The sequence below is a fragment of the Gemmatimonadales bacterium genome (genome assembly GCA_041390145.1).
GTDB lineage: Bacteria > Gemmatimonadota > Gemmatimonadetes > Gemmatimonadales > GWC2-71-9 > SPDF01.
Map to the genome: position 1 here is coordinate 192,664 of JAWKQM010000005.1, position 14,204 is coordinate 206,867.

At 69.5% G+C, this 14,204-nt stretch carries 13 protein-coding genes; all 13 read right to left on the reverse strand.

The window, feature by feature from the left end; translation table 11 throughout:
- Nucleotides 1–4: 4 nt before the first annotated feature.
- Genes purE through truA form a run of 13 tightly spaced genes read right to left on the reverse strand, consistent with a single transcriptional unit; the run spans nucleotide 5 to nucleotide 14,112 of the window.
- Complete coding sequence (gene purE, locus R2910_05835) at nucleotides 5–478, reverse strand: 5-(carboxyamino)imidazole ribonucleotide mutase (GenBank protein ID MEZ4412485.1); 474 nt, start codon at nucleotides 476–478, stop codon at nucleotides 5–7.
- Complete coding sequence (gene ppdK / locus R2910_05840; protein ID MEZ4412486.1) at nucleotides 475–3,129, reverse strand: pyruvate, phosphate dikinase; 2,655 nt, start codon at nucleotides 3,127–3,129, stop codon at nucleotides 475–477. The genes purE and ppdK overlap by 4 nt, the downstream gene beginning before the upstream one ends.
- An 8-nt stretch (nucleotides 3,130–3,137) precedes the next feature.
- Entirely contained in the window at nucleotides 3,138–4,529 is a 1,392-nt protein-coding gene (gene purF / locus R2910_05845) for an amidophosphoribosyltransferase (protein ID MEZ4412487.1), read from the reverse strand.
- Between the two features lie 3 nt (nucleotides 4,530–4,532).
- Nucleotides 4,533–6,836, reverse strand: coding sequence for a phosphoribosylformylglycinamidine synthase subunit PurL (gene purL, locus R2910_05850; GenBank protein ID MEZ4412488.1), 2,304 nt, complete (start codon nucleotides 6,834–6,836; stop codon nucleotides 4,533–4,535).
- Nucleotides 6,833–7,162: a zf-TFIIB domain-containing protein gene (locus tag R2910_05855; GenBank protein ID MEZ4412489.1), complete on the reverse strand. Its 330-nt coding sequence runs from the start codon at nucleotides 7,160–7,162 to the stop codon at nucleotides 6,833–6,835. The genes purL and R2910_05855 overlap by 4 nt, the downstream gene beginning before the upstream one ends.
- A 14-nt stretch (nucleotides 7,163–7,176) precedes the next feature.
- On the reverse strand, nucleotides 7,177–7,869 hold the full coding sequence (purQ, locus tag R2910_05860; protein ID MEZ4412490.1) for a phosphoribosylformylglycinamidine synthase subunit PurQ: 693 nt from the start codon (nucleotides 7,867–7,869) through the stop codon (nucleotides 7,177–7,179).
- Nucleotides 7,869–8,117 (reverse strand): phosphoribosylformylglycinamidine synthase subunit PurS, encoded by a 249-nt coding sequence (purS, locus tag R2910_05865; GenBank protein ID MEZ4412491.1) that lies wholly within the window; start codon nucleotides 8,115–8,117, stop codon nucleotides 7,869–7,871. Before purS ends, purQ begins: the two co-directional genes overlap by 1 nt.
- A complete protein-coding gene (pssA, locus tag R2910_05870) occupies nucleotides 8,114–8,956 on the reverse strand; it encodes a CDP-diacylglycerol--serine O-phosphatidyltransferase (GenBank protein MEZ4412492.1) in 843 nt (280 codons plus the stop codon). The genes purS and pssA overlap by 4 nt, the downstream gene beginning before the upstream one ends.
- Complete coding sequence (locus R2910_05875) at nucleotides 8,953–9,579, reverse strand: phosphatidylserine decarboxylase family protein (protein ID MEZ4412493.1); 627 nt, start codon at nucleotides 9,577–9,579, stop codon at nucleotides 8,953–8,955. The genes pssA and R2910_05875 overlap by 4 nt, the downstream gene beginning before the upstream one ends.
- Nucleotides 9,579–10,499 carry a phosphoribosylaminoimidazolesuccinocarboxamide synthase gene (locus R2910_05880; GenBank protein ID MEZ4412494.1) on the reverse strand — a complete coding sequence of 307 codons (921 nt, stop codon included), beginning with the start codon at nucleotides 10,497–10,499 and terminating at the stop codon, nucleotides 9,579–9,581. The genes R2910_05875 and R2910_05880 overlap by 1 nt, the downstream gene beginning before the upstream one ends.
- An 18-nt stretch (nucleotides 10,500–10,517) precedes the next feature.
- The gene (locus tag R2910_05885) at nucleotides 10,518–11,933 is read right to left on the reverse strand and encodes a lyase family protein (GenBank protein MEZ4412495.1); all 1,416 of its coding nucleotides are present in this window, start codon (nucleotides 11,931–11,933) and stop codon (nucleotides 10,518–10,520) included.
- Complete coding sequence (locus R2910_05890) at nucleotides 11,930–13,330, reverse strand: trypsin-like peptidase domain-containing protein (protein ID MEZ4412496.1); 1,401 nt, start codon at nucleotides 13,328–13,330, stop codon at nucleotides 11,930–11,932. Before R2910_05890 ends, R2910_05885 begins: the two co-directional genes overlap by 4 nt.
- Entirely contained in the window at nucleotides 13,327–14,112 is a 786-nt protein-coding gene (gene truA / locus R2910_05895; GenBank protein ID MEZ4412497.1) for a tRNA pseudouridine(38-40) synthase TruA, read from the reverse strand. The genes R2910_05890 and truA overlap by 4 nt, the downstream gene beginning before the upstream one ends.
- Nucleotides 14,113–14,204 lie beyond the last annotated feature (92 nt).

Below are 14,204 nucleotides of genomic sequence, written 5' to 3' on the forward strand. Positions count from 1 at the left end.
GAGGTCAATCTTCTTGATCCTCCTGCTCCGCCCGGAACTCCTTCAGCTTGGCAGCCAGCGTCTTGTCGGAGACCGCCAGCATGGCCACCGCGAAGAGCGCGGCGTTGTGGGCCCCCGCGTCGCCGATGGCGAAGGTGGCCACCGGGATACCGGCCGGCATCTGCACGGTGGCGAGGAGCGCGTCCATTCCCTGGAGGTGCCCGCCCGGCATCGGGACGCCGAGCACCGGGATGGTGGTTATGGCCGCCATCACGCCGGCCAGGTGCGCCGCCATGCCTGCGGCGGCGATGATGCACTTCAGGCCGCGCTGCTCGGCCGTGGTGGCGTATTCATGCGCCAGGGCGGGGGAGCGGTGCGCCGAAATGACCCGGCTCTCGCAGGCCACGCCGAAATGCGCCAGCCGGTTGGCGGCATGGAGCATCACCGGCCAGTCGGAGGCGCTTCCCATCACGATACCTACCAGCGGTTTCGATGTCATACCGTCGCCCGTGTGCGGTCCATGGTGCCGCGCTTGGCCAGCGCCGCCTGGGCGGCGGCCAGCCGGGCGATCGGCACGCGGAAGGGTGAACAACTGACGTAATTCATGCCGAGGTCGTCGCAGAAGGCGATCGCGGCGGGTTCTCCGCCATGCTCGCCGCAGATCCCGAGCTTGAGGTCCTGCCGGGTGCGGCGCCCGAGTTCGCACGCCATCGACACCAGCTTGCCGACCCCCGACTGGTCGAGGACCTGGAAGGGGTCGTCCGGGATGATGCCGTGCTCGATGTAGTACGGCAGGAAGCTGCCGGCGTCGTCGCGCGAGAGCCCCCACGTCATCTGGGTCAGGTCGTTGGTCCCGAAGCTGAAGAACTGCGCCTCGCCGGCAATCTCGTCGGCGGTGAGCGCTGCCCGGGGCACCTCGATCATCGTGCCCAGCAGGTACGGCACGGTCAGCTGCCGTTCCCGGAACACCTCCTCCGCCACCTGCCGCACCACCAGCGCCTGCCGGCGGTACTCCACGACCGTGGATGTCAGCGGCAGCATCACCTCTGGCTGGACCCGGCCCTTGCGCGCCGCGACGGTGCAGGCCGCCTCGAAGATGGCCCGCGCCTGCATGGCGGTGATCTCCGGGTGAATGATGCCGAGCCGGCAGCCTCGCAGCCCCAGCATCGGGTTCACCTCCTTGAGGCGGTCCACCACCTTCTGCAGCTCCTTCGGGTCCTTCCCCATTTCCTTGGCCAGGCCCGCCAGCTCTTCAGGATCGTGGGGCAGGAACTCGTGCAGCGGCGGATCGAGGAGCCGGATCGTAACGGGATACCCTTCCATCGCCCGGAATATCCCCTCGAAGTCCCCACGCTGCATCGGGAGGAGACGCGCCAGCGCCTTCTTGCGGCCCTCATCGTCGGAGGAGACGATCATCTCCCGCATGGCGGAGAGGCGATCGCCCTCGAAGAACATGTGCTCGGTGCGGCAGAGTCCAATCCCTTCGGCGCCGAAGTCGCGGCCCTTGTGGGCATCGGCTGGCGTGTCGGCGTTCACGCGGATCCGGAGCGTTCGGACCTTGTCGGCCCAGCCGAGGATCTTGTCGAAGTTCCCCGAGAGTTCGGGGGTGACGAGTGCCGCCCGGCCGGCGAGCACGCGTCCGGTGGCGCCATCGAGGGTAATCCACTCGCCCTCGCTGATCTTTCGGCCGTCCACCGAGAAGTGCCCTGCCTCCTCGTCGACGCTGAGCTCCTGCGCCCCCGCCACGCACGGCTTGCCCATGCCGCGCGCCACCACCGCCGCGTGGGAGGTCATCCCCCCGCGCGCGGTCAGGATGGCCTTGGCTTCCACCATGCCGTGGAAGTCTTCCGGGCTCGTCTCACGGCGCACCAGGATGACCGCCTCGCCCTTCTTGCCCAGTTCTTCCGCCCGGTCGGCCGAGAAGACGACCGCACCTGACGCGGCACCCGGCGACGCCGGGAGCCCCGTGGTCAGCAGGTCCAGCGTCGCCTTCGGATCGATGGTGGGGTGCAGGAGTTGATCGAGGTCCATGGGAGGGATGCGGGCGACCGCCTCCTCCTGGGTGATGAGCCCCTCCTCGACCATTTCGCAGGCAATCCGCACGGAGGCGTGACCGGTGCGCTGGGCGCGCCTGGTCTGGAGCATGTAGAGTTTGCCGTTCTCGATGGTGAATTCGAGGTCCTGGACGTCCCGGAAGTGTCGCTCCAGCGTCCGGGCCACCCGCTCGAGTTCGGCATACGCCGTGGGGAGCGCTCCCTGAAGCGTGTCGATCGGTTCCGGGTCGCGGGAGCCGCTCACCACATCCTCGCCCTGCGCGTTCAGCAGGTATTCCCCGTACAGCCGGTGTTCGCCGGTCGAGGGATCGCGGGTAAAGGCCACGCCGGTGCCGGAGCCTTCGCCGAGATTGCCGAAGACCATGGTCACGATGTTGACGGCGGTCCCCATCGAGTCGGGAATGTCGTGCAGGCGGCGGTAGTCGATGGCCCGCTTGGTGTGCCAGCTCTCGAATACCGCTTCGATGGCGCCCCACAACTGGTCGAGGGGGCGGTCCGGGAACGGCTTGCCGGTGGCGGCGGTGATGTGCGCCTTGAATTCCCCGACGAGTGCCCGCATCTCCTCCGCCGGGAGGTCGATGTCGCGCGCCGACTTGGACTTCCGCTTCCGCTGTTCGAGCATCTCCTCGAACGGCGCCTTCGGGAGGTCGTAGACCACGCACCCGTACATCTGCACGAAGCGCCGGTAGGAATCCCAGGCGAAGCCGGGATTCTTGCTCTGCTTCGCGAGCCCCTCGACCGTCTCGTCGTTGAGGCCGAGGTTGAGGATGGTCTCCATCATCCCGGGCATGGAGACGGCGGCGCCCGAACGCACCGAGACGAGGAGCGGATCGTTCGCACCGCCGAAGATCTTGCCCGTGGCCGCCTCGAGCCGTTGCAGGGCGGCTTCGACCTGCTGGAGGAGGCGCGGCGGGAACTGGCGCGATTCGAGGTAGGCGATGCAGATGGAACTGGCGATGGTGAATCCCGGCGGGACCGGGATGCCGATGTTGGTCATTTCGGCGAGGCCCGCTCCCTTGCCGCCGAGAAGGTCCTTCATGGCGGCCGTGCCGTCGGCACGGCCCTGGCCGAAGAAATAGACGAGTGGTTGGGTCATTCCGCCGGTCATGCGCGACTCGCAGTCAGGGAAGACGCGTGCTGGATCTGGACGATTGGCTCGGGGACGGTGGTCGGATAGTCGCCGGAGAAGCAGGCGTGGCAGAAGGGCCCGCCGCCGGCCGCGCCCACCATGCCCTCGAGGCTGAGGTACCCGAGGGTGTCCACGCCCAGGTATTCGCGGATCTCCTCCAGCGAATGCGTGGAGGCGATCAGCTCCTCCCGGGTGGGCGTGTCGATGCCGTAGTGGCAGGGGCCGGTGATCGGGGGCGAGGCCAGGCGAAGGTGGACTTCCTTGGCGCCGGCGGCACGGATCATCTGGACGAGGCCGCGGCTCGTGGTGCCGCGCACCAGGCTGTCGTCGACGACAACAACCTTCTTGCCCTCAATGATGCCGCGCACGGGGTTGAACTTGATCTTCACCTTGGCCACCCGGTGCGACTGCGTCGGGTGGATGAAGGTGCGCCCGACGTAGTGATTGCGGATCAGCCCGTGCTCCAGCTTGACGCCAGATGCCTCGCTGAAGCCGAGGGCCATGGCATTGCTGCTGTCCGGCACCGAAAAGACGACGTCGGCGCCCGGGGCGGGGTGCTCCAGGGCGAGCCGCCGCCCGGCCTCGCGGCGGACGCGGTCTACCGACATGCCGAAGATGTCGCTGTCGGGACGGGCAAAATAGATCAGCTCGAAGACGCAGCGGCTGACCGGCTTGGCACGGAGCGGCTGCAGGTCCTCGATGACACCGTCGGTGATGCGCACGAACTCGCCGGGTTTCAGCTCGCGGATGAAGGTGGCGCCCACGAGGTCGAGGGCGCAGGTCTCGCTGGCGGCCACGACGCCCGTGCCGAGGCGCCCCAGCACCAGCGGCCGGAAGCCCCGCGGGTCGACCACGGCGTAGAGCGTCCGCCCGACGCCGATCACCAGGCTGTACGCTCCCTCCACCCGGGCCAGCGCCGAACGAATCTGGAGTTCGGGATCGGGGACTTCCGACCTGGCGATCAGGTGGACGAGCACTTCGGTGTCGCTCGACGAGGTGAAGATCGATCCGCGCTCGACGAGGGTCTTCTTGATCTCTGCCGCGTTGGTCAGGTTGCCGTTGTGCGCCAGGCAGAGGGAGCCGATGCGATAGTTGACCAGGCAGGGCTGGGCGTTGGCGAGGTTGGTGCTGCCGGTCGTGGAGTACCGGGTGTGCCCGACGGCCACGTCACCGGGGAGCTGTTCGAGTTCGGCTTCGCCGAACGTCTCGGAGACGAGCCCCATCCCCACCTTCACGCGGGACTCGCCGTCCGGCGTGATGGCAACGATGCCTGCGCTCTCCTGGCCGCGATGCTGCAGGGCGTAGAGCCCGAGGTAGGCCACGCGGGCCGCATCGGGAACACCGGACACTCCCATGATTCCGCACATGACTCAGCCCTCCGCTCGGTCGCTGACGACCTCGCGCATCCGGCGTGGGATCGCGTCATCGTACACAGCACGGAGCCGGTCGATCGGCCACCGGTGAACACTGTCGGGCAGGACGATCGAAAGCTCGCCGCCAGGCGCGAGGACCTCGCCGGCCAGATAGCCCTGCAGCCCGTGCCGGGTCAGGAGCGCCCGGAGACCGGGCAGCGCGGACGGCGCGACACTCAGCACCACACGGCCGTGATCCTCGCCGTACAGCGCCTGCACGGCGGTCAGGGCAGGGGCGTAGGTGCGAAGGTCGGCGATGGCGCCGAAGCCCCGGTCGGCGTAGGGGCCGCCGATGGCTGCCTCCGCCAATGCAACTGCCAGGCCGCCCTCAGAACAGTCGTGCGCCGAGCGCAGGAGCCGCGCGGCGGCGGCCGCCACGAGGAACTGTTGCAGCCGCGCCTCGTGATCGAGGTCCACCGTCGGGCCGGCCCCGCCGAAGAAGTCGCAGAGTTCCGCCCAGTAGGCGGAGCCGCCCAGGGCCCCCGTACTGCCGCCGACGATCACGATCCGGTCGCCAGTGGCGCGGAAATGACTGGGGACGCGGTCCTCGGCGCGGCGGAGCAGTCCCACCATCCCGACGGTCGGGGTCGGGTCGACCGCCCCGGTGGGGCTCTCATTGTAGAACGAGACGTTCCCGCCGGTGACCGGCGTGCCGAAGGCCCGGCAGGCGTCGGAGATCCCGCGGCACGCCTCGGTGAACTGGAAGAACACCTCCGGCTTCTCGGGGTTGCCGAAGTTCAGGCAGTCGGTAATGCCGAGCGGCTCGGCGCCGGTGCACGCCACGTTGCGCGCCGCCTCCGCGACCGTCGCCTTGCCCCCTTCGTACGGGTCCAGCGCCACCAGCCGATTGTTGCAGTCGACGCTCACCGCCATCGCGAACGGCTCCGTCGCCACCCGGAACACGCCGGCATCGCCGCCCGGTCCGAGCATGGTCGAGGCTTGCACCGTCGAGTCATACTGCTCATAGACCCAGCGCTTGCTGGCGATGGACGGGGTGTCCAGCAGGAATTCGAGTGACTCCCCGACGCCGACGCGGGGCGTCCTGGTCGGCCGTGCCTTGCGGCGCGCGGCGGCCGCGGGGGCTTCCCGCGCCGCCGGCGAATAGACCGGGCAGTCGTCGACCAGCGGTTGGCCGGGAATTTCGGCGACCGTCAGGCCGTTGTGCTTGACGCGGAAGAGCCCGTCGGCCGTGACCCGGCCGATGTCCGTCGCCTCCAGCTCCCACTTCCGGCAGACGGCCTGGATGGCGGCGACCTGGTGCGGCTCGGCCACGACGAGCATCCGCTCCTGTGATTCCGAGAGCAGGATTTCGTACGGCGTCATCCCCGGCTCACGGGTCGGCACCAGCCCGGTGTCGATTTCGACGCCGACCCCGCCACGGGCCGCCATTTCCGCGCTCGAACTGGTGAGTCCCGCCGCGCCCATGTCCTGGATGGCGACAATCAGCTTGGAGGTGATCAGCTCAAGGCTCGCCTCGAGCAGCAGCTTCTCGGTGAAGGGGTCGCCGACCTGCACCTGCGGCCGCCTCGCCTCGCTCTTTTCGGAGAGCTCTTCCGAGGCGAAGCTGGCCCCGTGGATACCGTCGCGGCCCGTCTTGGCGCCGACGTTGAGGAGCACGTTGCCCACGCCGTGCGCGCGGGCGGTGGCGAGGTCCGCCTCCCGCAGGATGCCGACGCACATCGCGTTGACCAGCGGGTTGCCGGAGTAGCCGGGGGCGAAGCCGACTTCGCCGCCGAGGGTGGGCACGCCGATGCAGTTGCCGTAGTCGCCGACGCCGCGCACCACGCCGGCAAAGAGGTACCGGTTCCTCGGCTCGGTGAGCGGGCCGAAGCGGAGGCTGTTCAGCACGGCGACCGGGCGCGCGCCCATGGTGAACACGTCGCGGAGGATGCCGCCGACGCCGGTCGCGGCGCCCTGGTACGGCTCCACCGCGGAGGGGTGATTGTGGGACTCGATCTTGAAGGCGACTGCCCAGCCGTTCGGCAGCCGCAGCACGCCGGCGTTCTCCCCCGGGCCCTGCACGACCTGCGGCCCGCTGGTCGGGAACCGCTTCAGCACCGGCTTGGAGTGCTTGTACGAGCAGTGTTCGGACCAGAGCGCGGAGAAGATCCCGAGCTCTGTCAGCGTCGGCGTCCGGCCCAGCATCGCGACGATGCGGTCGAACTCCGAGGCGGTGAGGTTGTGCTCGCGCACGACCTCCAGGGTCACCACCCGCTCTCCGGGAAAGGAGGCGGCCCGGGTGGCGGGTACGGCTGTGGTCATTTCGTCTCCGAGCGGGGGGCGCGCAGGACTTTCGAGATGTCGCGGACCACCCGACCGAGCAGCGTCGGGTCGTCCTTCGCCACGATGGCGGCGATTTCATCGGCGTCGAGGAAGATGCCCTGGCAATGGACGCAGCGATCCACGGTCACGCCATGAAACTCCTCGTGCACCAGGTCGTGCCCGTCCTTCGGGCACTTCATGAAGTGGAGCTGTCGTGCCGCCTCCTCGGCGGCCGCCTTGGCGCGCTCACGCTGGGCCTTGAGCAGCTCCGCCTCCTCCTTCGCGAAGTACTCGTCCTCGCTCTTGCTCGGCTTCTGTGGGCTCATGCTGATGGACTCCGTCAGGGGGTGGATCGGGCGGCCCGGCCAGGAAGCCATTCCGCGATGGACGTGAAGAACCCGGCGCCGACGTCGCTGCCGGTCAGCGGGTCGGCATAGCGCTCGGGATGCGGCATGAAGCCGACGACGGTGCCGGCCGCGTTCGAGACTCCGGCGATGTCGGCCACCGAGCCGTTGGGGTTCTCGCCACGGATGTAGCGCAACACCACTCGGCCCTCGGCTTCCAGCATTCGGAGGGTGTCGTCGTCCGCCACGTAGCAGCCATCGCCGTGCGCCACCGGAATCCGGATCTCCGTGCCCCGGGCGTACGCGCTGGTGCAGAAGGTGTCGGTGCGTTCGACGCGAACCCAGACCGGTCGGGAGACAAAGGTGAGCCGGTCGTTCTTGACCAGCGCGCCCGGGAGCAGCTGGGCCTCGCAGAGAATCTGGAACCCGTTGCAGATCCCCAGCACCGCGCCGCCACCCGCCGCGTGCCGCTGCACCGCCTGCATCACCGGGCTGAACCGCGCGATGGCGCCGGAGCGGAGGTAGTCGCCATAGCTGAACCCGCCGGGGAGGATCACGACATCGGCCTGCTGCAGGTCAGTGTCGCGATGCCAGACGAACCGCGCCTCCGCGCCGGCGTTCGCCACCGCGTGATAGGCGTCCCAGTCACAGTTGCTGCCCGGGAACCGCACGACCGCGACGCGAAGCATCAGTCCTCCACGGCCAGGCTGAAGTCTTCGGTCACCGGGTTGGCCAGGAGCTTTTCGCACATCTGCCGGGCCGACGCTTCCGCGGCCTCGGGGCTCGCGGCGTCGATGGCCAGCTCGATGGCCCGCCCGATGCGGACGTCACCGGCGCCGGAGAATCCCAGCGCCGCCAGCGCATGTTCCACGGCCTGGCCCTGCGGATCGAGCAGGCCCGCCCGGGGAACCACACGGATATGCACGCGATAGGTCATGGGGTCGAGTCCTCGTCGTGGTCGTGCCCGGGAAGCGGGCGCAGGTGCAGGGTCTGGGCGTCGGCGGTGTCTTCGGCACGGTCGGAGAGAGCGATGAGCGCGCTGCGCGTGATGCCGAAGAGGAGATAGCCGATGCCGAAGGGGAAGAGGAAGGTGGAGGGCGCAAAGATGAGCCCGGCCAGGATGCCGACCGTCACCAGCGTCCCGAGGATCCCGCTCAGGGAGCGGAAGCCGATCCGCGGTGTGCGCGGATACTTCACGTTGCTCAGCATCATCGCCGACAGCGCGAGCATCAGGAAGGTGAGCCCCTGCCGCTGCAGGTCGAGGTATTCCGGGAACTTCTGGTACCACTGCGTCTGGCTGAAGGCGTAGTACGTGGCGAGCGTCATGCCGGCCGCCGGCGACGGCAGGCCGCTGAACCAGCCCGGATTCTCGGAGCCGGCCGCCGTGATGTTGTACCGGGCCAGCCGCACCGCGACCGCCGCCACGTAGATGAAGCACAGCACCCAGGCGAATTTCCCCGCCTCGGCAAACTCGAGGAAGTACATCAGCAGGGCTGGCGCCACACCGAACGAGATCACGTCCACCAGCGAGTCGAGTTCGGCGCCGAAGCGGGTGCCGGTATGGGACATCCGGGCCATCCGGCCGTCGAGCACGTCGGCGACGCCGGCGAACACGATGAACCATCCCGCCCACTTGAAATTCCCCTGGGCGGCGGACACCATGGCCCAGATCCCGAAGAACAGGTTGCTGAGCGTGAACGCGCTGGGAATCACGATGATGGCCCGCCGGATGCCCGGGCGGCGCGGTCGCTGTCCGCCGGTGTCGTGCGCGCTCATGACCACTCCCCGATGATGGAGACGCCAGCCACGGTCCGCTCCCCCTCCGCCACCTTCACGGTCACGCCCTTCGGCAGGAAGACATCCACCCGGGACCCGAAGCGGATCAGCCCCATCCGCTCGCCCTGACGGACCGCCGTGCCCTCGCCGTGGTCGGTGATGATCCGCCGCGCGATCAGCCCGGCAATCTGCCGCACGAGCACCTTCCCGTGCGTCGCGACGATCCCCACCGACGACTGTTCGTTCTCCAGCGATGCCTTCTCGGCGGCGGCGTTCACGAAGGCGCCGGGCGAGTACTTGCGATAGGCGATGGTGCCGTCCACCGGATACCGGTTCACATGGACGTTGAACACGTTCATGAAAATCGAGACGCGCTGCACCTCGCCGCCATGGAAGTCGGGCTCGTCAATGCTTCGGACGCTCACCACGAGGCCGTCGGCAGGGGCGATGACCAGCCGCTCGCCCCGCGGACCGTTCCGGACCGGATCCCGGAAGAAGGCGATCACCCAGATCGCCACCGGGAGCCAGATGATCGCGGCGGTGCTGTAGCCGAAGAGCACGAGGCTGAGCTCCATGAGCCAGAACGCCCCGATGAACGGCCAGCCTTCGCGGGCGATCCGCATCAGCCATCCTCGGGCAGCGGGTGCCCGGTCAGGCGCTGGTAGGCGTCCACATACCGCGCGCTCGTCGTATCGAGGACCTCCTGCGGCAGCGTGGGCGGCGGCGCTTCGCCATTCCAGCTTCCCTTCGCCTTCAGCGCCGCGAGGTAGTCACGGAGCGGCTGCTTGTCGAAGCTCGGCTGCCCACGCCCCGGTTCGTAGCGGTCGGCGGGCCAGAACCGCGAGGAATCCGGCGTGAGGACCTCGTCAATGAGCCGGAGGGTGCCGTCCGCGTCCCGCCCAAACTCAAACTTCGTGTCGGCGATGATGATCCCCCGTGCGGCGGCGTGCGCCCGTCCCGCCTCGTAGATGCGGAAGCTGGCCTCGCGCAGCGCCGCGGCCTCCGCCTTGCCGAGGGCGCTCGCCATCGTGTCGAACGTCACGTTCTCGTCGTGACCGCTTTCCGCCTTGGTGGCGGGGCTGAAGATCGGCGGGTCGAGCCGGGCGCTCTCCACGAGGCCCGGCGTCAGCGGCTCGCCGGCCAGGGTGCCCTGCTTCTTGTACTCCGCCCATGCGGAGCCGGTGATGTAGCCGCGCACGACGCACTCGAACGGGACCGGCAGCGTGCGCCGCACCAGCATGGTGCGGCCCCGGATGGCGCTGCGGTGCGGCGCCAGGTCGGGGTAACGGTCGATGATCTCGTTGGTGCTGGCGGTGATGAAATGCGACGGGAAGACGTCGGCCAGCTTCCCGAACCAGAACGCGCTGACCTGGGTCAGGACCCGGCCCTTCTCGGCAATCGGCTCGTTCATCACCACGTCGAACGCGCTGATCCGGTCGCTCGCGACCAGGAGGAGCTGGTCGGGGCTGGCCTCGTACACCTCACGCACCTTGCCCGCGCGGAGGAGGGGCAGGGGGAGCTGGCTCCGGAACATGACGGTCATACGCGTACCTCTGCGGCGTCAGGAGTCACGGCCAGCGGGCGCGCCCGCTCGGCCAATGGTGCGGCGTATTCCTCGAGAAACTCGGCGACCTGCTCGCGTGCGCGCCCGGTGTACCGGGACGGCTCGAGCTCCGCCGTGAGGGCCGCCGCCGGGATGCCGGCGAAGGCGGCATCGGCGGCGAGCCGGTCCATGAGACGGTTCGGCTCGCCTCGGGCGACTTCGGCGGCCACCGTCATGCTGTGGCGGCGCACCACCTCGTGCAGGGCCTGGCGGTCGCCGCCCGCGGACCCCGAGCATCAGCCACCGCTCGGTGGCCATGAACGGCATCTGCGTCGCGACATGCCGGCGGATGACCTCGGGGCGCACCTCGAGCCCGCCGGCAATGTTCGCCGCCAGGATCAGGATCGCGTCCGTCGCGAGGAACGCCTCGGGCAGGGTGAGGCGCCGGTTGGCGCTGTCGTCGAGGGTCCGTTCCAGCCACTGCGTGGCCGCCGTCTGTGCGGTGTTGGCCTGGAGCGACGTCACGAACCTCGCGAGCCCGCTGATCCGCTCGGCCCGCATCGGGTTCCGCTTGTACGCCATGGCGCTGGAGCCGATCTGCTCGGACTCGAACGGTTCCAGCAGCTCGCCTTCGTGCTGCAGCAGCCGCAGGTCGCCCGCCATCTTGGAGGCCGACTGCGCCACGCCGGAGAGCAGGTCGAGCACGGTGCTGTCGGCCTTCCGGGTGTAGGTCTGCCCGGTGACCGCCCACGTGCGGTCGAACCCGAGGCGCCGGGCCACCAGGCGGTCGAGCTCGCGGACTTTCGCGTGGTCCCCGCGGAAGAGCTCCAGGAAGGAGGCCTGCGTGCCGGTGGTGCCCTTGCACCCGCGGAGGCGCATTCCCTCGATGCGGTGGCAGAGGTCCTCGACGTCCGCGCCGAAATCCTGCATCCAGAGGGTGGCCCGCTTGCCGACCGTGGTGAGCTGCGCCGGCTGGAAATGGGTGTAGGCCAGGCAGGGCTCGGCGGCGTGCTGCGCGGCGAACCCGCCGAGCGCGTCGAGCACGGACAGGAGGCGCCCCAGCACGAGGCGGAGGCCTTCCCGGATCACCAGCAGGTCGGCGTTGTCTGTCACGAACGCGCTGGTCGCCCCGAGGTGCAGGAAGGGGCGCGCGGCGGGGGCCTGGTCGCCGAAGTGGTGCACGTGGGCCATCACGTCGTGCCGGAAGCGCCGCTCGTACTCCGCGGCGGTCGCGAGGTCGGCGTCGTCGAGGTGGGCGCGCATCTCCGTCAGCGCCGCCTCCGGGATGTCGAGCCCGAGTTCGCGTTCCGACTCCGCGAGCGCCAGCCAGACCCGGCGCCAGAGGCGGATGCGGTGCGGCTCGCCCCACAGGCGCTGCATGGCGGGCGATGCGTAACGGGTCCCGAGGGGGGAGCGCCAGCGGTCGTCGGTCATCGGTACACCAGGTCCGTGTAGGCGGTTTGGCCGCTTCGCTCGACCCAGATCCGGAACGCCTCGCCGGGGCGCAGGTCGTCGAGGAAGACGCTGAGGTCCGTGGCCGTGGCCACGCGGCGGCGATCGATGCCGATGATCACGTCCCCCTCGCGGAGCCCGGTCGCCTCGGCGGTCCGTGGCGCGATATTGACGACGAGGGCGCCCTGGTCGCTCTGCAGGCCGCGTTCGGCGCGGATGGCGGGCGTGACGGTCACCAGCTGGAGGTCCTGCAGCACGGTCACGCGCGCGGCGGTGCGGGTCGGGAGGTCGCTGGCCACCAGCCGACGGGTGGCGGTGGTGGTGCCGCGGCGGGTGACGAGCGCGATGGTGTCACCCACGCCGAGGTCGAGCTTCACCGATTCCCAGTCGAGGTGGTTGTGGAGCGTCCGGCCGTTGGCCGACACGAGGACGTCCTGGCGCTGGATCCCGGCCCGGGCCGCCGGTCCGCCGGGGGCGACGCTCACCACCACGAGGCCGTTGGAGGCGCGCCAGTCCTCGAAGCTCCGCGGCGGGGTCACGTCCAGTCCGGTCCAGGCGCGACGCACCGTGCCGCCCGCGAGGAGGAGGTCCGCCACGTGGAGCGCCCGCTCGATCGGAATCGCGAACCCGAGGCCGATGGAGCCGCCGCTGTTCGAGAGAATGGAGGAGTTCACGCCGACCACCTGCCCGAGCGCGTTGGCCAGCGGCCCGCCGGAGTTGCCCGGGTTGATGGCCGCGTCGGTCTGGATCATGTCGAGGTAGAGGCCGGCCTGGCCCTCGGTGGGCAAAATGTTCCGGCCGGTGGCGCTCACGACGCCGGCGGTCACTGTCGGCTCGGTGTTGCCGAGGTAGTCGGCATACGGGTTGCCAAGCGCGATGACCCACTCGCCCACCATGAGCTCGCTGCTTCGGCCCAGCGGTGCGGTCGGGAACCCGCGGCCGGCCACCTGGATGACGGCGATGTCCGCGACCGGGTCGGAGCCGACCAGCCTGGCGGGGAGCTGGGTCCCGTCGTTGAGTGTGACGGTGATCTGCTCCGCCCCTGCCACCACGTGGTGGTTGGTCAGGATGACGCCGTTGCTGCGAATGAGGAACCCCGTCCCGGATCCGCGCACGAGCTGCGAGGAATAGCGGGGGACAAACATGTCGGCCCACGACGAGCGCACGGCCACCTGCTGGCGGGCGGCGACGTTGATCGACACGACCGCCGGCGCGAGGCGTTCCACCGCCGTCACGATGGCCGTGCGGCGGCTGCTGTCGACACCCGACTGGGCGGAGAGGGCTGGAGGGGCGAACGCCGCCAGCAGCCCGCCGATCACGCCCACCCAGACGCCGGCGCGGCGGAGGGCGGATCGTGCGGAGTTGTGGCGAGACGTCATGCGGCATCCCCGGGGTGGTCAGCGAATGCCTCCGCCGCGTACTCGGCGGAGACGAAATACAATCCTTCGGGCGGCGCGGGCGGGCTGGTGTCGGCGTTGTCCTCCCGCGCCAGCAGGGCGGTCATGTCTTCGACCGGTCGCCGATCGAGTCCGATGTCCACCATGGTCCCGACGAGCATCCGCACCATGTGGTGCAGGAAGCGGTCGGCGGCCACGTGAAAGGTGAACCCCTGGCCCGCGTCCCGTGCCTGCCATTCGGCGCGCCGCAGCGTGCTGCGGTAGTGCGGCTTCGGTTCGCCCTTCACCGCGAAGGCACGGAAGCTGTGCTCCCCGAGCAGCGTCGCGGCCGCCTTATGGAGCCGTCCGGCGTCGAGTTCGCGCCCCAGCGCCCATTCGTACGGGCGCCGGAAGGGAGACATCGATGCGGGATCCACTCCCACCACATACCGGTACTCGCGACCACGTGCGCTCTTCCGCGCGTGGAACCCCGGCTGCATCAGCCGGACCCGTTCCACCCAGCAATCGCGTGGGAGCAGCGCATTGAGCGCGCGCCGGACCGTCTCCGGCTCCCACTTGGCCGGGAGGGCGAAGCTGACCCCCATGCCCTCGGAGTGGACGCCGGCGTCCGTTCGCCCGGCGCCATGGGCCACGACCCGGCGCCCAGCGAGCCGCTCGAGCACCGCCTCCACTTCCGCCTGGACCGTACGGCCGGTCGCCTGCCGTTGCCAGCCGAGAAAGCGGCCGCCATCAAAGTGCAACACGGCAAGAAAAGTCCGGCTCATCGGGGCGAAATCTAGCCCGTTTGGCGGGCCTCCTGCAAGACACGCAAATGCTTGTCAGAATTGACAAAAGGCCCTGTTGGCCACTACCATTT

Coding starts and splice junctions, on each gene's coding strand:
- purE (MEZ4412485.1), bottom strand. CDS start 478: ATGACATCGAAACCGCTGGTAGGTATCGTGATGGGAAGCGCCTCCGAC.
- ppdK (MEZ4412486.1), bottom strand. CDS start 3,129: ATGACCCAACCACTCGTCTATTTCTTCGGCCAGGGCCGTGCCGACGGC.
- purF (MEZ4412487.1), bottom strand. CDS start 4,529: ATGTGCGGAATCATGGGAGTGTCCGGTGTTCCCGATGCGGCCCGCGTG.
- purL (MEZ4412488.1), bottom strand. CDS start 6,836: ATGACCACAGCCGTACCCGCCACCCGGGCCGCCTCCTTTCCCGGAGAG.
- R2910_05855 (MEZ4412489.1), bottom strand. CDS start 7,162: ATGAGCCCACAGAAGCCGAGCAAGAGCGAGGACGAGTACTTCGCGAAG.
- purQ (MEZ4412490.1), bottom strand. CDS start 7,869: ATGCTTCGCGTCGCGGTCGTGCGGTTCCCGGGCAGCAACTGTGACTGG.
- purS (MEZ4412491.1), bottom strand. CDS start 8,117: ATGACCTATCGCGTGCATATCCGTGTGGTTCCCCGGGCGGGCCTGCTC.
- pssA (MEZ4412492.1), bottom strand. CDS start 8,956: ATGAGCGCGCACGACACCGGCGGACAGCGACCGCGCCGCCCGGGCATC.
- R2910_05875 (MEZ4412493.1), bottom strand. CDS start 9,579: ATGCGGATCGCCCGCGAAGGCTGGCCGTTCATCGGGGCGTTCTGGCTC.
- R2910_05880 (MEZ4412494.1), bottom strand. CDS start 10,499: ATGACCGTCATGTTCCGGAGCCAGCTCCCCCTGCCCCTCCTCCGCGCG.
- R2910_05885 (MEZ4412495.1), bottom strand. CDS start 11,933: ATGACCGACGACCGCTGGCGCTCCCCCCTCGGGACCCGTTACGCATCG.
- R2910_05890 (MEZ4412496.1), bottom strand. CDS start 13,330: ATGACGTCTCGCCACAACTCCGCACGATCCGCCCTCCGCCGCGCCGGC.
- truA (MEZ4412497.1), bottom strand. CDS start 14,112: ATGAGCCGGACTTTTCTTGCCGTGTTGCACTTTGATGGCGGCCGCTTT.